At 71.5% G+C, this 22298-nt stretch carries 16 protein-coding genes and 1 pseudogene; 1 reads left to right on the forward strand and 16 read right to left on the reverse strand.

The genetic code is table 11. The features are described 5' to 3' along the window. Window positions 1–192, reverse strand: a pseudogene (locus tag B141_RS43735) (hypothetical protein); the annotation flags it as partial. 60 nt (window positions 193–252) lie between these two features. Beyond that, window positions 253–465: a hypothetical protein gene (locus B141_RS0130775; RefSeq protein WP_020579044.1), complete on the reverse strand. Its 213-nt coding sequence runs from the start codon at window positions 463–465 to the stop codon at window positions 253–255. Between the two features lie 145 nt (window positions 466–610). Here B141_RS0130775 and B141_RS0130785 point away from each other — a divergent pair, with 145 nt between their 5' ends. Further along, window positions 611–1024 carry a cytidine deaminase gene (locus tag B141_RS0130785; RefSeq protein WP_020579045.1) on the forward strand — a complete coding sequence of 138 codons (414 nt, stop codon included), beginning with the start codon at window positions 611–613 and terminating at the stop codon, window positions 1022–1024. Between the two features lie 209 nt (window positions 1025–1233). On the opposite strand, the gene B141_RS0130790 is transcribed toward B141_RS0130785, so the two are convergent. The 14 genes from B141_RS0130790 to B141_RS0130855 all read right to left on the reverse strand — a co-directional run bounded on the left by B141_RS0130790 (window position 1234) and on the right by B141_RS0130855 (window position 22298). Continuing rightward, window positions 1234–5175, reverse strand: coding sequence for a helix-hairpin-helix domain-containing protein (locus tag B141_RS0130790; protein ID WP_020579046.1), 3942 nt, complete (start codon window positions 5173–5175; stop codon window positions 1234–1236). A gap of 34 nt (window positions 5176–5209) precedes the next feature. Continuing rightward, window positions 5210–6160 carry a hypothetical protein gene (locus B141_RS0130795; RefSeq protein WP_020579047.1) on the reverse strand — a complete coding sequence of 317 codons (951 nt, stop codon included), beginning with the start codon at window positions 6158–6160 and terminating at the stop codon, window positions 5210–5212. Further along, entirely contained in the window at window positions 6157–10422 is a 4266-nt protein-coding gene (locus B141_RS0130800) for a hypothetical protein (protein WP_020579048.1), read from the reverse strand. Before B141_RS0130800 ends, B141_RS0130795 begins: the two co-directional genes overlap by 4 nt. Next, complete coding sequence (locus B141_RS0130805; protein ID WP_020579049.1) at window positions 10415–11890, reverse strand: baseplate J/gp47 family protein; 1476 nt, start codon at window positions 11888–11890, stop codon at window positions 10415–10417. Before B141_RS0130805 ends, B141_RS0130800 begins: the two co-directional genes overlap by 8 nt. After that, window positions 11887–12354: a GPW/gp25 family protein gene (locus tag B141_RS0130810; protein WP_020579050.1), complete on the reverse strand. Its 468-nt coding sequence runs from the start codon at window positions 12352–12354 to the stop codon at window positions 11887–11889. Before B141_RS0130810 ends, B141_RS0130805 begins: the two co-directional genes overlap by 4 nt. Before the next feature lie 79 nt (window positions 12355–12433). Then, on the reverse strand, window positions 12434–12766 hold the full coding sequence (locus tag B141_RS0130815; RefSeq protein ID WP_026257704.1) for a hypothetical protein: 333 nt from the start codon (window positions 12764–12766) through the stop codon (window positions 12434–12436). 9 nt (window positions 12767–12775) lie between these two features. Next, the gene (locus B141_RS0130820) at window positions 12776–13582 is read right to left on the reverse strand and encodes a phage baseplate assembly protein V (protein WP_020579052.1); all 807 of its coding nucleotides are present in this window, start codon (window positions 13580–13582) and stop codon (window positions 12776–12778) included. Beyond that, window positions 13579–14607: a hypothetical protein gene (locus B141_RS0130825; protein ID WP_020579053.1), complete on the reverse strand. Its 1029-nt coding sequence runs from the start codon at window positions 14605–14607 to the stop codon at window positions 13579–13581. Before B141_RS0130825 ends, B141_RS0130820 begins: the two co-directional genes overlap by 4 nt. Continuing rightward, the gene (locus tag B141_RS0130830) at window positions 14607–15479 is read right to left on the reverse strand and encodes a hypothetical protein (protein ID WP_020579054.1); all 873 of its coding nucleotides are present in this window, start codon (window positions 15477–15479) and stop codon (window positions 14607–14609) included. Before B141_RS0130830 ends, B141_RS0130825 begins: the two co-directional genes overlap by 1 nt. After that, the gene (locus B141_RS0130835) at window positions 15476–19579 is read right to left on the reverse strand and encodes a peptidoglycan-binding protein (protein WP_020579055.1); all 4104 of its coding nucleotides are present in this window, start codon (window positions 19577–19579) and stop codon (window positions 15476–15478) included. The genes B141_RS0130830 and B141_RS0130835 overlap by 4 nt, the downstream gene beginning before the upstream one ends. Before the next feature lie 2 nt (window positions 19580–19581). Continuing rightward, a complete protein-coding gene (locus tag B141_RS0130840; protein WP_020579056.1) occupies window positions 19582–19998 on the reverse strand; it encodes a hypothetical protein in 417 nt (138 codons plus the stop codon). A 15-nt stretch (window positions 19999–20013) separates the two neighbouring features. Then, window positions 20014–20550: a hypothetical protein gene (locus B141_RS0130845; protein ID WP_020579057.1), complete on the reverse strand. Its 537-nt coding sequence runs from the start codon at window positions 20548–20550 to the stop codon at window positions 20014–20016. A 3-nt stretch (window positions 20551–20553) separates the two neighbouring features. Continuing rightward, window positions 20554–21849, reverse strand: a complete 1296-nt coding sequence (locus B141_RS49870) for a hypothetical protein (protein ID WP_026257705.1) — start codon at window positions 21847–21849, stop codon at window positions 20554–20556. Beyond that, window positions 21846–22298, reverse strand: a complete 453-nt coding sequence (locus B141_RS0130855) for a hypothetical protein (RefSeq protein WP_020579058.1) — start codon at window positions 22296–22298, stop codon at window positions 21846–21848. The genes B141_RS49870 and B141_RS0130855 overlap by 4 nt, the downstream gene beginning before the upstream one ends.

Below are 22298 nucleotides of genomic sequence, written 5' to 3' on the forward strand. Positions count from 1 at the left end.
CCACTCGATCACATGGGAGGAATACAAACCCTCCCGGCGCAGGATGGCGCCCTTCTCACCGTTAGCGGCGCTCTCGTACTCAGCGACAATCGCCAGCTTGTACTCCGGGCTGAACACCCGCCGGGACGGACGTGCCGCCGGGTCGCCCGCCGAGGTCGAAGCTGCGGGCCGGTCATCAGATGGGGTGGACACGTGCACAAGGATCTCCGATCCCGCCCTCGCTCAGGTAACCCGGGACTCACTCCGGGTGTCTCACCTCAGCCTGACAAAGAGGGGTCCGGGCGCGAACCTCCGCGCACGCGAGGCAGCGAACTCCAGGTCAGTTGCCATCAGGACGTCCTCAGCGCATCGCTCGACAAGTAGGTTCAGCCGAAAGGCATCGTCCACCCATCGGCGCGTCAGGGAATGTTGGGTAGCCAGGAAATAGCCGCCCAACTCCTGCGCCGTCGGAACGCTTGAATCCATGCGCGGAAGGCTAGCCGAACCTGCTGCCTGGCCAAGGTTCTGATGCCGTACGAGGGCAACGGCTACGCCCCGACCCTGGCTGCGCTTGCGGAACCGCCGGGCATACTGATGGCCGTGGCCTGAGACCTGCTGGAGGATGCGCGGTATGAAGCTCGATCAGAATCTTGTCGATGCAGCGAGAGCCCTGCTTGTTGCCCGCTACGGCGAGGCAGGCTGGGGTGGCGCCGCCGCGATGTACACGGCTACCGGTAGCGTTCTTACCAGCGTCTTCGTGGAGGCATTGAGCGACTCTGCTGGCCTGTGCATCGAGACCGGAGCGATCGCTGAGGCGCACAAACTGAACGAACCAATCACAGCCTCTGCCTGCGTAGTCAGGGATGATAATTCGCCGACCATCCGTGTCCTCGCGTCCTGTGGAACGTGCATGGAACGCCTGCGCTTCTGGGGCCCAGAGGTCGAGATCGCCGTCCCAGAGGAGAAAGCGCCAGGTGACTGGCGGGCGTACCGGCTCACCGAACTCCAGCCCCGTTGGTGGGGCAGCTCTTACGGAGCGAGATAGGCGAACTCTCTGGGAGGAGCCCTGGTGTCCTCCGGATACGAACACGACAGTATGGCGTTCATGGCCGATCCGAGCATCCGAATGGTTGCGTACGATCCTGAACCGCTTCGATTCAGGAGATCATGGATCGGGCTCGGACGGAGCGAGGCCCGCCACCGATGCCAGTCTGGGAGAGGACTGGGCAATGAGCACCTGGCCCTCCCAAGCCGTCACAGCAGGGCGGAAACGAAGCGCCCACGGGTGCGGACGAGCTCGGCCGCTGCCGCGATGAGGGCGGCGGCCGAGCGTTCGGACACGGCGGGTAGGGCCGCGACGACGCGGACGTCGGCGCCGGCGAGGCCGACCACATCCCGGATGCCGGCGGCCTCGAGTACCTCCGCCCGCTTCGGGCCGATGCCCCTGATGTCGGTGATGGGTACGTCGACCCGGGTGCGCACCACCAACGCCGGGCCGCTCGTCCCCCTTCGGTCCAGGGTGCGGTAGCGAGGCAGGTCCACGGCCTCCGCGGATCCGGCCAGGCGCCCGCCGAGCCGGATCCTGCTCGCACCACACGTCGGGCAGGCCGACACCGTTGCAGGCCGCCCGGCGCCAGTGACCACAGGGACGGGACGACGGGCCGGCCGATGCTCACCACAGGAGCAGCAGTAGCACCCGTCGGGGTCGCCGGCCGGGCTCGCGGGGCACAGCCCGCCCGGCGGTGTCGGCGCCTGTTGCGGCGTGCCGTGGTCGAGCCGGACCGTCACTCCGGACACCGCCAGGTCGCCGGGCGCCTCGGACACGAAGCGCACCGCGACCTCGGCCGGGTCGCTCACGGTCAGGCTGAGCGCGGCAAGCTCGACCGACCCACCCGACGGTACGACGATCCGCAGTTCGCCCTCGACAGCGTTCGCGGGCACCTCGCCCGACCGTGCGCGGTCGTCGAAGTCCAGCGGATCGAGGGCGAGTCGCGCCGGGGCGCCCAGCGGGGCACCGGTCTCGTCGGCGAACGCCAGCTCGACCGCGGCGCCCGGACTCGACACCCGGGCGGTTGCGTGCAGGTCGAAGTGCTGCCCGGCGGCGAGTGTGACCGGCTGCGTGACGACGGCGTCGACGGGACCGCCGTTGGTGACGGTGACGCCCACACCGACCGGTGTCACCGTGGCGGTCGGGGACGGTGACTGCCACGTCGCGACGCTCAGCTCGGCAGATCCGGCCAGGGTGACGTGGTCGACCAGCATCGCGCCTTCTCCGGTGGCGAACCGGACCTCGACCTGGACGGCCCCGGGTGGCGAGGTGACGACCAGATCGTGTCGCGGTACCCGCTGCAGCGTGCTGCGCTCGCCGGTGTCGAAGACCTCGACGTCGATCCTGTCGGTCCGCCCGACGGTGCAGTCGCCGCCGCGCCAGATCAGCTGCCCGGTCGCACCCTCGGCCAGCGCGATGCCGTCGAAGCCGAACCGGTAGCGGGTGGCCCCGGTCGCCGACACGACCTGCGACATCGCGGCCGGCTGCAGCGGCGACTTCGCGCCGTCCTCAGCCGCGGTCCTGCGGGAGAAGCGGTTGACCTGGCCGAGCAGCGCGAACACCTCGCCGGTGCTGGGCAGGCACACCGGGCGGACCTCGCCGGCGGTGAGTTCCCAGTCCGTCGGTTGCGCGGCACCGATGCCGATCAACACGACGTCGAGCGCGCGGGCGCGGGTGACGGCGGCGTACGCACCCGTCGGGGCGATCACGACGTCCGCGTCACCCGCGGCCGTGTCCACCTGCGTGCTGGTCTTCGTGAGCACCCGGCGGCGCGGGTCGAGCGCCAGCACCGGTCCGTCCTGGACGATCAGCGCGACCTCCCCGGCCGGGTCCATCGCCAGGCACTGCGCGTCGACGCCTTTGCCGAGCGACACCGTGGTGATCGGTCGGAGGTCGGTGGCCCTCAGCACCGTCACGGCGCCCGGCGTGAGGACGAGCACCTGGTCGCCGGCCGGGGTGACGGTGAGGTCGCGGGCGCCAGACGGTGCCGACACCGAAGTGGAGCCGCCAGCACCGAGCGCGGACTGGTCGGCGTACGCGTGCAGGCTCGAAGCCTCCTCGATGCCGGTGAGCACGTAGAGCCGCCCGTCCGTGCCGACGGCCTGCGTCGCCCGGACCGCGTTGATGGTGTCGACCGGCTGGGCGGCCCAGTCCAGGTCGGCGCCGCCGGCCGCGGCCGCGAGGGCGCTCCAGGTGACGAACCGGACGACCGCCGCTCCGTCCCCGGCACCGAGCAAGTAGACGCCGGTGCCGTCCGGCGACGCCGTCACCTCGGTCGGGCGCTCCGGCACCGGTATGGGGGTGCCGACCGGTCGGCCGGCCACCAGGTCGACGAGCACCAGCGCGGCGCCGATCGTCGCGCCGGGGATCTCGCCCATGTTGGCGGCGGCGACCAGGGCCCTGCGGCCGGAGGGGTCGACGGCCAGCGAGACGGGTGTGCCGGCGCCGAGGCGGGCGTCGTACTCGACCTGCCGGCACAGTACGTCGAACGCGACCAGTCGCATCCCGTCCTCGCCACGGGCACCGGCGTAGAGCGTCCCTCCGTCCGGCGCGAACGCCACCGCCGAACGGAACTCATACTGCTTCGACGGGACGCTGAGGGAGTTCGTGCCGGCCAGCCCGGTGCCGACGCGGTACCACTCGGCGAAGTCGCCGTTCGCCACGTGCTCCGCGGACGGCGGCGTGCTCGAGCTACTCGCGACGGCGGTGTTCACGGCGTGCGCGACACCGTCGAAGGACAGGTCGACGTCCACCGTGCCCTGTGCGGCGAACTGCTGCAGCGGGACCGCGACCTCGCCGGCGCCGGACCCGACCCGCAGCTCCAGCGGCATCGTGAACGTCCTGGTCGTCTGCCGCAGCCGGAGCAACCCGCCACGGTCGCCTGGCACCGCGCGCCACGACAGGCCGCCGTCGGCGGTCCGCTGCAGCACCGGCTCGCCGCTGCCGGCGACGACGGCCCCCCAGGTGGCGGACCCGTCGCGGGCCTGGAGTACCAGCCAGCGCCGGACGCCGCCGGCGAGTTCGAGCTCCTCCGGCAGCGCGACGTTGAGCCAGGTCGGGCTGCCGGCCTGGTCGCGGCTGAGGACCAGCTCAGCGGGGCGGGACAGCAACGACGTGCGGCCGGGTTTGCCGTCGAGGTCGTCGACCAGGTCGACGGCGAGCCTGACCTGGGCGGTGACGGCGGTCAGCAGCAGGTCGACCGAGCTCGCCACCAACGAGTCCGGGAGTACGAACGCGTGCGCCAGTGGCCCGTCCGCGGTCAGCGGGACCTGCTCGGCGGCGGTCGCCGTGACCGGTCCGTACACCACGGTGCTGGACTCGAACGCGCCCTGCGCCCGGCCCGTCGTCGCACCCGCTACGGCGACCATGCCGGGTGGAACGGCGACGCTCAGCGCCGATCCGGCCGACGCCGGCTCCCCGCCGTACGCGTACGGAACGTGGACCCTGCCCAGTCCGGGCGGCATCGCGTCGACGGCGACGGTGAAGTCGACCTCCAGCGTGAGGTCGAGCCGGGCGATGCTGTCGGAGTGCACCACGAACGGTACGACGAGCACTCCGTCCTCCACCGCGAGCTCTGGCAGCATCGCGTTCAGCACGGCGGAGAAGTCCGGCGTCGTGACCGGGGTGACCAGGTCGCCCAGGTGAGTGAAGAACACCGGGCCGCCCTGGACCGCGACGGTGAGGTTGCTCGGCGGCGAGGCCACCTTCAGCGCGTCGATGTCGGCGCCGGCGTGCGCGACCCGCAGCCCGGTGACGGTCAGGCCGGGCAGGTCCATGGTGTCGCTCACCGCGAGCGCCGTGGTGCCGCCGAGCCCTCCGGCCGCGTCGACCCCGAGGTATCCGCCCCCGAGGTCGACCAGCAACGTGCCACCGACGAGGCTCGACCCGGCGAGCGAGGCGAGCTTGCGGCGGGCGTGCAGGTCGATCTCCACCGCGTTGACGCTGCGACTCTTGCTCGCCCCCCAGTCGCCGGCCGGGGTCGGGAACGCGATCGTCTCCAGGAAACGTCGGCCGGGATCGACGCTGTACGGCGCGACGGTCAGCACCGCGCGGCTGACCAGGGCACCGGACGGCAGCCGGCGCAGCACCAACTGCCGCTCACGTTCGAACGGCAGTTGCCGGCCGCTGTGCTCGGTGCGGACCCGCATCGTCCTCTCCCCTCAGCTCGGACTGTCCCTGCGATCAGACCTTGAGCAGGACCATCACCTTGAGCTCGTGGTCGAACTCGTTCTCGCCGATGTAGCCGCGCGCTGCGGTCTCGGCACCCGGGTCGTGCGGTGCCGTGTCGCCCTCGAACCAGATGCCGGTGCGGTTGTTGTCGAGGTGCTGCACGAACACGTTCGCCGGCCGCGGGAACCGCTGCTCGCCCTGAGGCCCGGTGACCTCGAAGTTGACACTCTTACGCGGCCGGACGTGGAAGACGAGGTCGTTCCAGTCGCCCTTCTCCTTGAGCTGCCGGACGCTTTGCTGGTCCTTGCAGCAGCGTTCGAACCACGGCGAGTGGCAGTACTGGTCGTCGCCGAACTGGTCGTTGGGCTCGCGGAAGAAGGCCTTCCAGAACTCGACCTCGAGGTCGTCGAGGCTGGTGGTGTCGGTGTAGGGCACGTCGTAGCGGGTCAGCATGTCGGCGAACGGGATGCCGACCTCGGGGAAGTCCTTCGGCTGGATGTCGATGGAACGCCGGGTGCCGTTCTCGTCGGTGACCCGCACCCGGCGCTCGTCGGAGTGGCACAGGTAGAACGTCGCGAACGCCGGGCGGGTCTCGTCGTCCTCGCGGCAGACGACTTCGAAGTACTCGAGCTTGTAGACGTCGACGATCGGCGCGCTGCCGAGGTCGTGCTGGAGCTCGCTGACTTCGCCGGACTTGAGGATCCTGAACACCTGCTGGTAGCCGGTGCGGCCGCGGATCTGGTCGAGCACCCGCCTGGTCACCTCGGCGGTCAGGTCGTCGAGGTCCTTGCCGTTCAGGTGGCTCGCGTCGTCCGCGCTGGCAACGTGCGTGACGCCGTCGGCGGCCGCCTGCGACGTGGCCCGGATGTCGTCGTGGATCTTGCGCTGCATGAGGTTCCAGGCCTCGGCGGTGAGCAGGTTGCCGGGGGCCTGTTCCACATACAGGTCGCTGTTCTCGGTCATGGTGTCGTTCCCTCCGCTTGGTCTCGCGTCACGTCGGCGTGCGTCCCGGCGGCCTTCGCGGTGCCGACGCCGACCGGTCCGGGGTGCAGCAGGTCGTCGGCCCTGGTCGGCAGCGGCGGGCCGAACACCGTCTGCCGGGCGGACTCGAACCGTCCACCGGGGTAGCTGATCTCCAGGTCGTAGATGGCCGGGCCGGACGCCCGTCCGGTGAGCTCGATGTCGTTGCCGAACGCGCCTTCCTCGGCCGCGTGCAGCTCCAGGAAGCCCGGCGACAGCCCCGGCTCGGACAGGTACATCCGAGCGGCCACCCCGGGCCGGCCGCCGCTCAACCGGACCGGGTCGCGGAACGGCAGGGCGACCGGCTCCCAGCCGATCGGCACCGCCGGCACCGGCTGGGATATGGCCTCGACCAGCTTCGACTCGGTGTTGATCCGGCGGACCAGGTAGTCAGGGTCACCGATCGGCTCGGTGACCACCTGGCTGATCCGCTCCGGCTCGCCGCTGCCGAACCGTCCCTCGCCGAAGGCCGCGCCGAACCGAGGATCCAGCTCGGCCGGCAGGTTGACGGTCAGCGCGCCGGCGGCATGCTCGTCCCACCGCGCCGTCAGCTCGGCGGTCGCTTCGTGCGGCCCGTCAGCGAACACCGCGTCCGCCCCGTCCACGGCCGGCCCGAACCGGCTGAGGTCGAAGACGGCGTCCTCTCTGCACGGCCCGCCCGCGAAGCGGTCGGCGTCGAGCACCACGCTGTCGAACCGCGCCGCCCGGCACTCGGAGAAGCTCCAGGCGTTGGTGCCCCGGCGTACGACGAGCACGCCCGTCCCGGCCGTCTCGATCCGATCCCTCGGCACCGTCCGCGTCGCGCCGTTCTCCGTCACCGTCACGACAGGTACGCCGTCCGGGCCGAGTTCGATCGTCAGTGACCCGCCGGCGCCGACCGCCTCGCGGACCCGAAGCGACCAACCCGCCGCGGGATGCGCGATCCGTGGGCTCGCGACGCCACCAACGGTGCTGATCTCGATCCGGCCGGGCACGCCGGCGGCACCGTCGTTGGTGAACGTCGTCACGCTCCCGTGGCCGACCGGCGCGGTCACGCTCGCCGGCACCGCCGGGTACTCGACGAGTTCCAGGAACCGCAGCGGCAGTACCTCGACCGAGCTGTCCGGTCCCTCGGTCGGCGACACCAGCCGAATCCGGTGGTCCGGGCCGACCCGCGCTACCCCAGGCAGCGCGTCGTCGATGGCGGCCACGATCTCCTCGAGCAGCGTCGCCGACGGGGTCACACCGCTCACGTCGACGTCGAACGGCGGCCCGCCGTCCACGGACAGCCTCAGCACCGACCGGGTGCCGAGGTCGACGGGCTGGAGCAGGTCGGCGGTGCCGTCCAGGGTCGCGTGCGTCGGTGCGGTGCCGGTGGCGGTGATCCCGGCGACCCCGAAGAACAACGGCGCGGCGTCACCGGCACCGGTGCGTCGTACCTCGACGCTGCTTCCTGGGCCGGTGGTCGCGGACGTGATCCGCACCGAGAGGCCGCCCGGGATGACCGCGGTCGCGGCCGTCGCCGTCGTCGCGGCGTTGACCGCGGCGGCGATCTCGCCGGCGGTGACAGCGGATCGGGTGGCGGCGCTCCTGGTCAGGTCGACCGTCACCGGGACGCCGGCATCCACGACGACGGTGAGCTGGTCGGCGGTGCTGAGGTCGGCGCCTGCGGTCAGGTCGACCGTCCCGGTGAGCTCGGCCGCGGTCGCCGCGCGGCCCTGGTAGGTGCGGGGGGCGGGCACGCCGAGCAGGGCGGCGGTGACATCCGATCCCGCCGTGGGTACTTCGATGTCCAGCCGGGCGCCGGCTCCCGTGGTCGGCGAGGTGAGGATCAGGTGGGTGCCGTCGTGTGCGGCGACCTGGGCACCGAGCGTCTGGTTGACCAACGCCGCGAGCTGGCTGAGGCCGCGGGTGCTGGTCGCCGTACCTTCTCCGATCGGTACGTCCACCAGCGCCGCACCGTCGACTCCCAGGCGTAGGGCGGCGTCGGCTGGCACCGAGGCCCCGGCGGACAGGTCGACGAGCCCGACGAGGCGCACTCCCCCGGCGGCGGCACCCGTGACCGTCTGCGGGGCGACGCCCAGTGCGCGGTCGAGGGCGTCGCGACTGCGCGGTGGCTCCAATGCGATCACCGAGTCCGCACCGGCGGCCGGCGACACCAGCGAGATCGTCCGTCCGTCGGTCAAGGCGATCGGCACACCGAGCGTGGTGTTGACCGCCTCGACGATCTCGGCCGGAGTGGTGGCCCGCGGCCGCGGTCCGGCACAGTCCACCTCGACCGGCTCCGCGGCGCCGAGGCCGATCCGCAGGTAGCGGTTGACAGTGAGGTCGGCCCCTGCGCTCAGGTCGGTGTGGCCGAGGATCCGTGCGGCGGTTGACGGCGCCCCGGTCGCACCGCCCGTCGTGAAGCCGAACACGGTTCCGGCGGCGTCGTCGGTGACCGTGGCGCGGGTGACGAACCGGCGCCGGTCGGTCCGCACCAGCGGGCTGACGACGATACTTCCGCCGGCACCGTCGGTGGGCGACACCAGGATCAGCCGGGCACCGTCCTCGGTCGCGACCGTGGCGCCGAGGCCGGCGTTCACCGCGTCGCTGAGTTCCTGCACGGTGACAGCGGAGGGGGCCGCCGCCGCTGACCGCAGGTCGATCGTGACCGGCGGCGCACCGTCGACGGACAGCGACAGCAGGTGCCGCGCCGACAGGTCCACCGCGCCGGACAGGTCTTCCAGGCCGGTGAAACTCGCGGTGGAACGCTCGACGCCGGTGGCCGTACGCGACCGCAGTCCGAGCACCGGCTCAGCGGCGTCGCCGTCCACCTCCTCCAGCACCAGCCGGCCGATGCCGCCGGGAGTCGACGAGGTCAACGTGAGAAGGCTGCCGTCGTGCGAGGCGACCGCGTCGTCGAGTCCCTCGTTGATGGCGGCGACGACCTCGGTGAGCGTGGTGGCCTCGGGTTGGACACCGGCGATGTCGACGGTGACGGCCGGCTGGGCGTCGAGACGGAGCCGCAGCCTGGAGTTCTCCCGTAGGTCGACACCCGGGCCGAGGTCGCGGTCGCCGGTGACGCGGGCTTGGCGTACGTCGCTGCCGAACGTGTACTGCGGCACCGGTCCGAACAGCCGCCGGGTGGCGTCCTGCGCGGCCGGTGGCAGCAGCGCGACGTACCCGTGCGCACCCGGCGTCGGCGAGGTCAGGGTGAGGAACCGGCCGTCGTCGCTCGCGACCGTGCTGCCGAGCGCGTCGTTGATCGCGTCGGTGATCTCGCCGACGTCCACCGCGCCCGGGTGCGTGGCGTTCGCCGCGCAGTCCACCTCGGCGAGGTGGGTTCCGTCGACGACGATCCGCAGGTAACGCTCGGCGGTGAGGTCGAGGGCGGTGCTGAGGTCCTGGCTGCCGGTGACCGTCGCGGGCGCGGCGTCGGCACCGGCGTAGGTACGCGCACGCAGGCCGAGCACCAGGTCGGCCGCGTCGCCCGGACCGTCCTCGAGCGTGATCTGCGCGTCCGGGCCGGTGCTGGCCGTGGTGAGCCTGATCCTTCCGTCGACGACGCTGGCGAAGTCGGTCAGCCCGAGGCCGGCGTTGATCGCCGCGGCGATCTCCTCCGCACGCATCGCCGAAGGGTCGCCCCCGGTGGTGAGGTCGACAGGCAGCGCGCCGTGGCCGTCCCGCGCGATCCACAACCGGTTGCGCTCGCGCAGGTCGACTCCGGTACGCAGGTCCACGACACCGTCGAGCACCGCGGGCAGCGGGCCGTGCCCGAGCCTTTCCAGCTCCGCCACGCCGAGCACCAGCGACGCCGCGTCGTCGCCCCGCGGCGTCGTCGAGACCAGCACCGGGTCGGCACGGTTCCACCAGGAGTCCAGGTTCACGTCGTCGATGTGCAGGCCGAGCGCCTCGGCCGTGATCCGGAGCAGGCCGCGGACCGTGACCGTGCCGTCCAGGAAGGTCGTGACGTACCGCCGCAGGTGGTCGCGGAACTCCTCCACCGACTCGTCGGGTCGTGGCGCGAGGCCGTAGAGCGCGCCGATCAGCGCGAGGTCGACATTCGCCCGCTCACCGGCGTCGGCGAAGTCCAGCCAGTGCGCCCGCATCACCGCGACGAGGCTGTTCTCCGCGCTCTGCAGTTCGCCGCCGTACGCGTCGGTCAACGCCCGCAGCGTGGACGGGTCGCCCACCGCCAGGAAGGTCGGCGGCAGGTTGGCGAGGATGCGGTCCGCTTTAGGCACTGGCGTTCTCCAGGCGGATGTCGGCGTCGGACATGTCGAGGGCGATCCACCAGTCCTCACCGGCGACGGTCGCCGCGACCGCGAATGTGCCGGCCTCGATCTCGGCGTCGGTGGCGGGGCCGCTGGTCACGGTGGACACCAGCAGGGAGCGGTCGGGCACCCGGGCGCCGGCCGCGAGCGGGTCGGACAGGTCGGCGCGGGCCACCACGACGTCGACGATGGTGGCCGTGGTGACGTCGGCGACGGCGCGTACGGCGGCGAGCATGGCGGCACCGTCGGCCGGGTCACCCGCGGTCAGCCCCTCGACGTACGCGCGGAGGGCGGCCACGATGTCGCGCGCGATCTGGGTCTTCCCCGGCGCGGAGATGCCGGGCGTGATGGTGGCGCTGATCCGCGGCGTGACGAACACGTACCGCGCGAGCAGCGTCGCGAGCACCCCGGCGGCACGAGTGTCGTGAACCGCGGCGAGCAGGCTCGGCAGCCGCTCCGGCTCGGCGTCGACGACGACCGTCACGGTGCCCGGCGCGGACCGGTGGTCCGGAGGGCTGTTCGGGTCGAAGAACTCCACCGGCGTGCCGCGGCCCTCGCGGATCACCCGGTCGAGAGCGGCCAGCGTCGCCTTCCCCAGTGCCCGAAGCGCGGCCTTGGCGCGCGCCCGCACCTCGTCGTCGGTCTCGTCGGCGGCCGCGCGGATCGTCGGATCGAGGTTGCTGACCCGTTCGATCCCGGCCACGGGCTGCGCCAGCTCGGAGATGGCGCCGGCCGGCACCAGCCCGCCGTCGCCGGCGAACCCGACGTCGGCACGCACCGGCACGTCGATCCGCACCTGCCCGCGCTGCAGCGTCCGCGGCTGCGTGCCGGTGAACACGACCGCGCCGGTCGCCGTGGTGAGCCGGACCCCTACCGGGATGGTGATGTTGCCGTCCACCCCGGGGCTGCGGAAGAACGTGACCAGGCCCTCGGCGAACTCAGCGGTCTTGCGGACCACGCCGAGGATCGAGACGACGTAGTCGAGCGACTTACCGGTCGCGGTGTCGACGAACCCGGACAGGTACGCGAGGTTGATCTGCTGGTAGACGGTCGCGATCTCCCGGCCGATCGCCTCCGAGAACGTCCGGGTCACACTGCCGACGTTGATGTCGGTGAGGGGCGAGCGGCTCTGCACGCGGAAGTAGTCGACGAAGAAGGTGCTCCCGTCGTCGGGCCGGGTGCCGTCGTCCAACCAGGTCACGACGTTGGTCGCCGGGCCGAAGACGAAGTCGATCTCCAGCAGGAACGTCCGTGGCTCCCCGCCCGCGGTGCCGGTGATCCCGCGCACCGCCGAGGCCGGCTCGGCCAGTGCGTAGCTGAAGACCTTGACGTCGAACCGGATCGGCTCGTTCACCACACCGCCGACGACGGAGGTGAGGATGTCGTCGACGAGGTCGCCGTAGGGGCGGTTGACGAGTGTGATGGTGTCGGGATTCATGCCGCACCTGCCAGATCGACGCCGAAGACGAGGTTGACGGGGGACGGGTCGTCGATGGTGACGACGGCCGCCCTGATCTCGATCACCGTGGGCTGCGACCGGTCGGTCACGACCACGATCGAGCGGACCTGCGCGATCCGCGGCTCGGCCTGCAGGGCCTGGAGCGCGAACAGCTTCGCGCGGTTCCGGGTGGTCTCGGTGTTGAGTTCGCCCACCAGTTCGTGCAGCCGGCTCCCATACGCCGGATGGCCGAGGTGCGCCAGCTCACCGACCTGGGTGAGGAACCGGAGCAGCAACGCCTGCTGGAGGTTCTCCACGCCGGCGAGCCGCTGCAGGTCGATCCGAGACGTCGCGGGCCGGATCGCGACGAACAGGTCGGATCCGCGTTCCCGCTGTTCGGCGTACGACAGGTTTCCGAGCAGCCGCAGGTCGGCACCGAACAGCGCCTCGAAGTCCGCAGCCATCACTCCCCCTTCCGGTCTGGTTCCTGGCTCGTCGCGGCGGCGCGCGGGTGCGCGTCCCGGCGGAACTCCCCACGGCTCCTCACGGCGGCCAGCTGTCGTCGACGAACGGCGCGGCCGGTGGGCCGAGGATCGTGAGGACGCCGGGCGGCGACGGGATCATGTCGCCCGTACGCACCACGGCCCGGCCGCCCACCCGCACACCGGAGCTGCCGAGCGGCCCGATCACCAGCGGGTACGGCACACCTGTCAGCGAGTTGACCATCAGGCAGATCGATCCGCTGGTCGCGAGCGGCATGCCGCCCGCGGTGACGAACGGCGGCAGCACGGTCAGGATCGTGCCCGTGTCCGGTGCCCCGCTGGCGCCGGGCGACACGGTCACGGTGCAGCCGATCGACACAGGTAGACCTGGCATGGCACCCCCTCATGGCGTGAAGTTCGTCATTCCCTTGACGGTGACCGTGGCGCCCTGCACCTGGGCGGCCGCGGCACCCTCGAGGGAGGCCTGCAAGTTGCCCTTGACAGTGGCCCTGGCGCCGGCCTCGACCGTCGCGTTGGTGCCGGCCCTGATCGTGATGCTGCCGTTCGCTTCCAGCGTCAGGTCCTGCGCGGCCCGGACGCCCACCGAGGCGGCGGAGTCGAGTACGACGTCGCCGTCCTGGTTCATCGTGATCGTGGACCGGCCGGCGGTGACGGTGACCGTTCCGCCGCTGGATCCGGACTGGTCGAGCTTCAGCTCCGTCGCGCCTGCCGTCGCGGTGACCACGCCGTCGACCACTCGAACAGTGATCTTCGGCGGCATCTCGACGATCAGTTCGCGGCGCGGGTCGGCGTCGGCGTGGTTGCGGATCGCGGCCAGCACGGACCTGTCGTCGGCCTCCGCCAGCGGGAGCCGGAAGACGACCTCGTCGGTGGTCGACAGGGGCGGCCGGTCCGCGTCGTTGTAGAGCCGCCCGAGCACGATCGGGTGGTTGACGTCGCCCTGGTCGAAGGCCACCAGCACCAGGTCGCCGACGTTCGGGATCGCGACGGTTCCGATCCGGTCGGTGGTCAGCGGCACCCGTTTGAGGGCGAGGCCGCTGTTGCGCAGGGTCACGTCGACGCCGTAGTTCTCGTCGTCGGCGCCGTCGTGGTGCGGATAGATGGCATCGACCAGGCCGAGCTCGGTGATCCGGACCGAGGCCAGCTCGTAGCGGACGATCGCCCTGATGGTGTCGACGACACTGCTCATGTGAGGCTCCCCGCTGCGGATCCGGTGAGGCCGCGGAAGTCGACGTCGGTGACGAAGCCACCGACCTTGTCCAGTCGGTGCCGGAGCGCGCGCACCTGGTAGTTGCCGTCCAGCTCGTCCACCCCGGCACGGTCCGGGAACTTCTCCAGCCGGACCAGGTCGCCGAGCTTCAGCACGGGCCGGCCCTGGATCCGCACCCGGCCGCGGATGGCGTTCGCGGTCAGCGCGGCGGCGATCGCGGTCGCCGCCTTGGCCGCGGCCTGCCCGGTGCGCAGCGCGCCGGACTCGACCAGCAGGGTCGGTGGGCCGGACCCGGCGCTGCCGCGAAGGGCGGAGAAGTCCTTGGTCAGCCAGGCCCACGACTTGTCGCCGCCGGAACCCCTGCTCTCGCCCCAGGTCTGGACCGTGCCGGCGCTCTGCTGCCCGTGCTGCAGAGTCGCTGCGAGCACGTGTTCGCCGTACTTCAGCACGTGCACCGTGCGGTTGCCGGTCAGCGGCTCGAACACCAGCGCACCGGCACTGGTGGTCCAGGTGTCGAAGCCGCACAGGTAGCCAAGGTCGCGGATGTGGCGGGCGGCGTCGCGGCGACCGTCGACGACGTACGCCGGGAACGTCAACCCGTCCTGGACACGCTCGACGTCGACCTCAGCCTCGTTCGCCAGCGCACGCACGATGTCGCCGGCGGTGGTGTCCTCGAAGGTCCTGTCGACGAAGGTCCGAAGCAACGCGTTGCCGCGGCTCAGCCCGGCGATCCGCTTCGTCTCCAGTCCCGGCTCGACGTCGACCACGGTCCCGGTCAGCACCCGCACCAGGCTGGTGTCGCCGACGTACCCGAGGTCGATCGACACGTCGTCACCCGGTGCCGCCCGCAGCCCGCCGACCTGCCCCTGCACGAGGGTGAAGCCGTCGGCGGGTGTGTCGAGATCGAGCCGCACCGCGAGCTCGACGGCCGTACTCGCCTTCGGCTCCTGGGTGGTGTCGACCACCTGGTCGCCGATCACGATCCGGTACGCCGGTCGCAGCATCAGGCACCTCCCCCCAACCAACCGCGCAGGTGCGCCGCCTCCGTCGCGGACCGGACCTGTTCCTCGAGGTCCGCCCGGTCCGCGAACACCTCCTGCGCGGACAGTGCCTCCGGGGCCTGCGCACCGATCAGGTTGGGAACGAACGTCCCGAGCATCGGGTCGCGTAGTTCGGGAGTCGCCGGGTCGAGTGCGGCCCGGAACATCGCCCGCGCCAGCCGGGCCCGGGACGAGGCCGGCCACTCCGCGGTGACGGTCGCGTCCTCGTAGGCGGCCATGAGGTAGGCCTCCTGCGCGGCGGTCGTGGTGGTCGGGTCCTCGGCGATCCGCATCAGCGCGTCGAACCGGTCGGTCGAGGCGAGGACGGCGTTGCGCACGTTCACCCAGACGTAGCGGGCGAACCGGGCGCCGCCCCGCGCGCGCAGCCGGCTCGCCTCGTCGATGAGCTGGTCGGCGGTCAGCCGCCCGACGTTCAGACCGAGAGCGAGGTGCAGGTCGTCCAGCACCGTGGCGGCGGCCGGCAGCAGCTGAGTGCAGTGTTCGTCGGTGAGCTGATCCGCCAGGTCCGTGGACGAGCCGTCGCAGAACCCGACCAGCTGCGTGCCGGGCGTCGTACTCACGGGCGCCCAGATGCCGTAGTAGTCGAGCACCAGTCCACCGGCCGAACCACGCTCGACGATCTGCACCTCGACACTGGCTCCGGGACCGACCGCCAGCCGACCCTTGAGGATCTCGACCACCTCGACGGTGAGGGTGCCGGTGCGGCGCTGGCCGGCGTCCTCGGGCTGCCAGGCCGACAGGTTCTCGGCCACGAGCCGGACGTGGACGATCAGTCCCGCCTGCAGGACTTCGGAGATCACCGGTGTCGTCGTCATGCGCGTGCGTCCTTCACAGCGAGGGGTACGGCGGCCGGTGGCCGCACTTCTTCCCGGGTTCTGGCCACTGCGACTGCCGGTGATGTCTTCACCTGGTTGGAGATGACGGTCGCGGGGTTGGTCACGATCGCGACGGCTCCGGTGGCGGGGTTGATGCTCCACCGGCCGTCGATCTGCCACACGACTCGTTCCAGTACGGCGTACTGCCGGTCTGCCGGGTGGCCGCTCGCGCCGCTGGCCCTGGACGTGTTGGTCCACAAGTTGAGGTAGCAGGTGAACCTGAGTCTGGTCACGAACCCGGTCAGCCGGGCGGCCCCGACCACGGGGTGCGTTCCGCCGACGAGGCCCGGGGGAACCCCCGGGCTGTCGACCGCTTCGACGATCCAGCGCTGGCCGACGGGCCGGGGGGTCCGGCCGCGGATCCTGCTCGTGGACAGCGCCGCCGTGTCACCACCGGTCCCCGGCGTGGCCCGCCCCGAGTCCAGGATCGGCGGTGCCACGAGGACCGGCGCCGGGTCGCCGGGGACGAACTCGCGGCCGGGTCCGGTGGCCGCCGCACCGTTCGAGGCGAAGACGAACGGCTCGACGTGCACCGCACCCGGTGGTGTCGGGTCGGTGTAGGTCTGGGTGAAGAGCGCAGGTCCGACGACGTTGTTGAACCAGCCGGCGAAGAACTGGTCGATCACCCGCCGGCCGTCCGCGCCCCCTGTGACGACGTCGACCTGCGCGTTCAGGTGAACGGCGGCGGTGCCAGGATTCGCGATGTCGAAGGCACCGGAGGACATGCTGATCCCGCCCCCGACCGTGCCGGCCGCCACGAAGTTGTTGTGCGGGATGGAGCTGTCCAGGAACAGCGTGGCCCGGCCCAGCACCAGGTTCAACACCATGCTCGGTTCGCGGTCGATGTGGTAGTCGAAGGTGTTGTTGCCGTTGCAGTCCACGAACGGCCGGAGGTGGAAGGTGCCGGTGTTGTCCGTGAGCAGCGTCGCCCGCAGGTCGTTGCCGGGCGTGCGGGTGATCGTCGGCTTCTTCGCGGCGTGCAGTGCCACGATCGACGCGGCGTCGTCGCCTCCGCTGGCGGCCGGGACTCCCGCGGCCCGCATGGCGTCCCAGCGCACCGGCGTGCCGGCCGGGGCGACCTGCACCGTGAGCACGACCGGAGCGGCGGGCACGACCGAGTTCTCGACCAGCGGCAACGGAGTGTTGACAGTGGGATCCTCGTCGAAGCCGTTGGCGCCGACCGTGAAGACGTGTCCCGCCGGTAGCGCGTTGCCGAGACGAGCCGTGTTCGGCGGCGTACCAGGGATGGTGGCCCGGAGGTTGCTGAACTGCACCACGGTGAGCGCGACCCGGTCCCCGTCAGGCTCCACGCCGTCGATGCCGAGCTGGAAACCGGAGTCGTGCTGGGCCGCACTGACCCGCACACCCTCGACCCAGAACGTCGTTCCCGCAGCCGGGATGGGCACCGTCGGCTTCGTACTGGCGCCGAGAGAGGCCTGCCCGGCCGCGGCCACCTCGAAGCCGGCGGCGAACAACCGCTCACGCGGATTCGCGTCCTTGGCGTCGAGGGCCTGCAGCACCAGGGCTCCCTTGAAGTCAGACGGTTTCGGCGGCCGGACGGTGAGCATGGCCCGGCCGTGGTGGAAGCCGGCGTCCTGGACGTGCACGAAGCGTCCCGGGTTCACCTTCTGCGCGGCGGCCAGCGGCGCCGGCGCCCTCGTCGTGGACGTCCGGCTCTGGTGAATGTCGAGGAACAACTCGACGGCGGTCATCGGCTTCGTCGCCGAGAGCCCCTTCTTGCCGTCGACGATGAGGCTGAGCTTCAGTACGACGTCGCCGACCTTGTCGCTCGCCTTCGCCCCCTCGGCGAAGACCGTGACGCCGGCCACCAGTTGGTCGCTGGTGAACACTGTCCCGGACGCGACGGCGTTGCCGGCGGTGACGGCGTCGAAGAAGCGGATCGACCCGGCCTTGGAGACCGTGAACGTGCCGGAGCCCTTGAACGCCGTCGAGACCTTCAGCACGACAGGCCGGCGCGCGGGGTTCGTGTACGGCTTGCGGACCACCACCACGGCGTCCTTCGCGGTGACGGTCGGCTGCGGAGGCGGTGGCTGCGGCGGCGCAGGCTGCGGGGGCTGGTCGAGCACGGGGCCGTCCGGCACGACGATCGACGGTTGGACGAACGCGACCGCACGGTCGACCACGACGATGTCGGCATCGCCCTCTCCGGTCAGCCGGAAGCAGACCGCGTTCCCCTTCACGTCCTCGAGGGCCTGGCCGGCGCTGACCACGATGGGTCCGTCGACGGCGATGGTGAACGTGCCCGGGCCCTTCTGCTTGGCGTAGGCGAAGGTGCCGTCGGCCTGGGTCCGGCCGGGCACAGGGGTGCCGGCGTGGGTCGCACCGGCGGTCTTCGGCACCTCCCCGTCGAGGTACTCACCGTCCGCGGCAATCAGGACGTAGGTGCCCTGGAACGGCGTGCCGTCCTCGAAGTGGATCGCACCCTTGACCAGGAACGACCCGGGCTCGGCCGGTTGCCGACACCACGGCCGGTGCGGGTCCGGCGAACCCGTCGGGCATGCCGTACCCCACGGCACCACGAAACCGTCGACCACGGTCGCCGTCCCGTCGTCGAGGCACCAGCCGCCACCGCCCGCACCGTCGGGAACCTGGTCGAGCGTCGCCGGCTTCGGCACCTGGCACGGCATCGTCGACTCGTGTACGAACATCAGCTCGGTCCGCCGGTTCGGCCGCCACGCGTCCTCGGTGTTGAGCACCGGGTCCTGCTCGCTGCAGCCGAGCCAGCGCAACGGACCTGAGTCACAGCCGGCGTCGTTGCGGTTCGCCATCAGCTGACCGGTGTCGAGGGCGATCGGCTCCTGCCCGAGGTACGTCTCGATCAGGACCGGCCAGGTGTCGTCGCCGACGATGCCGTCCTCGGCCAGCCCGTGGTCGCGCTGGAACGTCCTGATCGCGGCATCGGTGAGGGTCGCGTCCTCACCGTTGGTGACGCCGACGTTGCCCTTGTACAGCCCGAGGTCCTGCAGCATGTGCTGGATCTCGCGGGTGCCCCAGGTGTCCCGGACGGTGTTGATGGTGCCGGCCGGGCGGGCCCTGCGGAGCTCGTTCCACTCCGCTGTCGACCGCTGCAGGTCGGAGCCGAAAGTCATCATCGCGTACGTCGCTCGCGCGCGCCGCTCCGAGAGTGCCTGGTTGTACGTCGGGGGGCCGACGAGGTCGGTGTGCCCGACGACCAGCAGCCTCTCATCGGCGTGTGCGGCGGCGTACTCCGCGACCTGTTGGAGCACATGCCGCATGCACGGCTCGACAAACGCCTTGTCGAAGTGGAAGGTGATCGCGAAGACGGTGCCGATCTTCGCGCCGCGCCGCAGCGTGATCGTGACGGAGGCGACCTGGCCGTCGTCGACGTGCACCGCCGCGGACCCGGTGAGCACCTCCCGTTGACCGGTGGGCGTCTGGTGGTCGTCGACGAGCGCCTCGGCGGTGTAGTCACCGGCCGGGAACGGGTCGGCGAACCACACGTTCGGGCTGGTCCGGTTGGTGAGCACCCGGGTGAGGTCCGCTCCGGTCTTCTGTTCGGTGCCGCGCACGGTGACCCGGACCCGGTCCATGTCGAAGGCCGGGTCACCCTCGACGACGACGGTGACCGCGAGCTTGCCGTTCTCCACGTCCGGAGGAGGGGGCGGCGGGATGACCACGTCCTCGGTGTCGACCGGTGCGGCCTCGAGGAACTCACGCAGGTCGAACCGGTACTCGAAGACGCGCGGCCGACCGGCCAGCTCGACCACGTCCATGCGTTCGATCAGCACCTGGTCCACCAGCGTCGCCGAGGTGATGTCGGAGACGAACCCGACCGGCTCACCGGCATGGAACTTCTCCCGCAGCGTGCCGAGGTGCTCAACCGTGTCGACGGCGGTGAGGACGCCGGTCAGCCGCACTCGGGCAGCCCGTCGCCCAAAGTCCTGCAGGAAGTCCCCTTCGAGGCCGGGGACGGGGTGGCGAAGAACCACCTGGTCCTCGTCCACCTCGACCAGCTGGACCTGTTCCAGCTCGAGGTCTCCCAGCATCGGACGCGCCATGTCTATGCCTTGAGCGAGTTGAGGTGCGCGACGATGGCGTCGATCAGGCCGATGAGTTCGGTCTTCACATCGCCGACGGACGGCAGGCCGGTGACCACGGAGGCGACGTCACCGATCGAGTCGATGGCGGATCCCTCGTCCGGCAGGATCTTCTTCGCCGCCTCCAGGAGTGCCGGAAGCTTGCTGGTGAACTCCGACACCTCGGCGAGCCCGGGGATGTTCCCGACGTCGAGCTTGTCGATCTCCGTCCGCAGCTTGCCCAGCAGACCGGTGAGCAGGTCAATGAGTTCGTTCACCTGCGGCACCAGGGCGGCGATCGCGTTGATCGCGGGCTTGATCGTCGCAACGTTGTCGTCGAGGAACTTCTTGAAGTCGTCGAGCACGTCCTTGAGTTGCTCGAACAACGTCTGGTCGGCCATCGTTCGGACTCCCGTCTACTGCGTCTTGTTGGCTTCGGTGAGGCGACCGAGCAGCTCGGTCAGCGGCTGCACGAACCGCTCCAGCCCGGTGGCGAAGGGCAGGGCGAGGTCCAGACCGTCGACGATCCCGTCCAGCAGGTCGCCGGCCTCGCCGAGGATGTCGGCGTCGAGGGCGTCGGTGGACGCGGGCTCGACCGGTTCGATGTACTCGCGCAACGTGACGACGTACGCGTACCTGTCCGGTGTGCCGGCCAGCTGGCGGACCTGCAGGTCGTCGATCAGCACCCTCTCGATGGCACAGTCGGTGGTGATGTCGGAGACGAACGGAACGCTTTTGCCGGTGCGCAGGTCCTTCTTCAGGGTCTCCACCAACTCGAGCGCCTTCGGGTCGGTCGCCACGCCCGCCAACGTGACCGTGGTCGGTGCCCGGCCCAGGTCCTGCAGCAGGCTGCCGTCCTTGCCGGGTGGCTTGTGCTCGGCGAGCGCACGCAGGTCCGCGGTGCCGATCTCCTGCACCTGCGGAAGCTCCGTCCCCGCCACCATCGGCCGCATGCCTCACACTCCGATCCCGTAGCGCCGGGCCGCGTCGCGCAGCACCCGCTCGACGGCGGCCTCCACGCGGTCGTCGTCGACCCGTCCGGAGTGCGCGTCGTTCGGCACGCGTCGCGCGTCGGTAGTCCCCTCCCGACCCTCGCGTGCCCACGCACCGATCCCTCTCGGGTCGGCGTAGCGGGCTTCCTCGGTGGTTCGCGACGTGACGGGGCGCGGGCGCCCCTCCTCCGGTCGGGCGACTCTGCCTCCGCTCACCGGCGCCGCGCCCTCGTCCACCGATTCCGCACCCTCGCCGACCGGCGCCGCGCCCGCGCGCACCGGCGCCGCGCCCCCGCCCGCCGGCGCCGCGCCCCCGCCCGCCGGCGCCGCGTCGCCCCGCCGATTCGGGTGGGCCACCCGTCCGCGTTCGTCGAACTCCCGCGACGTAGGTCGCCCTCGCTCACCGGCACCATCTGCTGCGCCGAGGCGGCGCCGTCCCTTTCGGCCGGGTGGCCGGACGACCGGTGACGGTGCGGCGGCGACAGCCCCCCGGTGCTGGTCCGCGGCTCCGACGACGTCGGGCTCGGCCGCGATCCGGCCGCGCGCCACCGGAGCCGAACCAGCGAGCAGATCGGTAGGTGCGGGCGGGCCTGGACGAGGCGGGCGGCGAAGGGACGCGTCGACGTCGAAGCCGAGCCGGCGGGACAGCGCCGACGTCGACCACGCCCTCCCCGGCATCGGTGACATCGGTGGCATCGCTGGCAGGCCCGGTGTCGCTGACAGGCCTGGTGTCGTACCGCATCCCACAGGCGGTACGACCGCGCGGCTCCCGCGGCCGACAGGTCGCTTCGGTGGCAGCTCCCCCGCCAGAGCACGAAGCTGTGCGGTCCCGACCCGGCAGGTCGGGTCCTCCCGTACCGCGCGTGCCGCCGGCCGCTCCGGTGACCGATCAGCGGCTGGTCGCCGGACTCGATGCCCCGGAGGGCAGGCCCGATCGGAGTCGACCGAGGCGCCCCGCGACGCCGGGGACTGTGGAGCCCGAGGATCCCCTGCCGGGTTCGACGTACGGGTCCGATGATCCGAGGTGGAAGGAGACGCCTCGCCCAAGTCGTCGACGCCGCCCTGGGAGACCTCGGGTCGAGGACCGGACAGGGCAGGACCGAGGACTGGATGGGCGAGGAGGGACGGCACCACGCAGGCGGCGGCGCACACCCGGGTGAGGGCGGCGTCGACCTCGCTCACGGGCCCAAGGGACCGCGCCAGGTCGCGACGGCCCGCGGCGGGGGCGGCGCCGAGGTCGGGGATCACCGAGATGCTCATGCGACTTCAGCTCCGCGCCCGGACATCTCGACGTACATCAGAATCTGACCGATCGTCATCGCGCTGACGTCCTCGGCCGTCCAGCCGAACTCATCGGCCAGGACGAAGCACGCCTTCGCCAACGGGGTCTGGACCAGCTCGGCGAGCCGGTCGCGTGGGGTGTCGATGCCGCTCACCCGGTTCACCTCGTCGACCAGAAAGCGCGCGAGCCCGGCAGGTAGCCGGCCGGCCTGTTCGACAGTGAGCGCGGGCGCCACCAGAGCCTGCTGGATCATCAACCCGGCGGCGAGCTCGCGGTCCTCGCGAGCGGCGTGCGCGATTCGTTGTACGTCCCGGACGGTGAGCGGGCGGATCGTCACCGAGCCGGACAGCCCGCCGAGACCCGCCGGCAGCGCCACCTCGTGTTCGAGCGCGCTGCCGGCGAGCAGTTCCTCCGCAGTGAGCGACAT

It is taken from the genome of Actinopolymorpha alba DSM 45243 (genome assembly GCF_000373925.1).
GTDB classification, from domain to species: Bacteria; Actinomycetota; Actinomycetes; order Propionibacteriales; family Actinopolymorphaceae; genus Actinopolymorpha; species Actinopolymorpha alba.

Excerpts from the sequence above, each read along its gene's own strand:
- B141_RS0130775 (WP_020579044.1), bottom strand. The coding sequence starts at position 465 with ATGGATTCAAGCGTTCCGACGGCGCAGGAGTTGGGCGGCTATTTCCTG.
- B141_RS0130785 (WP_020579045.1), top strand. The coding sequence starts at position 611 with ATGAAGCTCGATCAGAATCTTGTCGATGCAGCGAGAGCCCTGCTTGTT.
- B141_RS0130790 (WP_020579046.1), bottom strand. The coding sequence starts at position 5,175 with ATGCGGGTCCGCACCGAGCACAGCGGCCGGCAACTGCCGTTCGAACGT.
- B141_RS0130795 (WP_020579047.1), bottom strand. The coding sequence starts at position 6,160 with ATGACCGAGAACAGCGACCTGTATGTGGAACAGGCCCCCGGCAACCTG.
- B141_RS0130805 (WP_020579049.1), bottom strand. The coding sequence starts at position 11,890 with ATGAATCCCGACACCATCACACTCGTCAACCGCCCCTACGGCGACCTC.
- B141_RS0130810 (WP_020579050.1), bottom strand. The coding sequence starts at position 12,354 with ATGGCTGCGGACTTCGAGGCGCTGTTCGGTGCCGACCTGCGGCTGCTC.
- B141_RS0130815 (WP_026257704.1), bottom strand. The coding sequence starts at position 12,766 with ATGCCAGGTCTACCTGTGTCGATCGGCTGCACCGTGACCGTGTCGCCC.
- B141_RS0130820 (WP_020579052.1), bottom strand. The coding sequence starts at position 13,582 with ATGAGCAGTGTCGTCGACACCATCAGGGCGATCGTCCGCTACGAGCTG.
- B141_RS0130825 (WP_020579053.1), bottom strand. The coding sequence starts at position 14,607 with ATGCTGCGACCGGCGTACCGGATCGTGATCGGCGACCAGGTGGTCGAC.
- B141_RS0130830 (WP_020579054.1), bottom strand. The coding sequence starts at position 15,479 with ATGACGACGACACCGGTGATCTCCGAAGTCCTGCAGGCGGGACTGATC.
- B141_RS0130835 (WP_020579055.1), bottom strand. The coding sequence starts at position 19,579 with ATGGCGCGTCCGATGCTGGGAGACCTCGAGCTGGAACAGGTCCAGCTG.
- B141_RS0130840 (WP_020579056.1), bottom strand. The coding sequence starts at position 19,998 with ATGGCCGACCAGACGTTGTTCGAGCAACTCAAGGACGTGCTCGACGAC.
- B141_RS0130845 (WP_020579057.1), bottom strand. The coding sequence starts at position 20,550 with ATGCGGCCGATGGTGGCGGGGACGGAGCTTCCGCAGGTGCAGGAGATC.
- B141_RS49870 (WP_026257705.1), bottom strand. The coding sequence starts at position 21,849 with ATGAGCATCTCGGTGATCCCCGACCTCGGCGCCGCCCCCGCCGCGGGC.
- B141_RS0130855 (WP_020579058.1), bottom strand. The coding sequence starts at position 22,298 with ATGTCGCTCACTGCGGAGGAACTGCTCGCCGGCAGCGCGCTCGAACAC.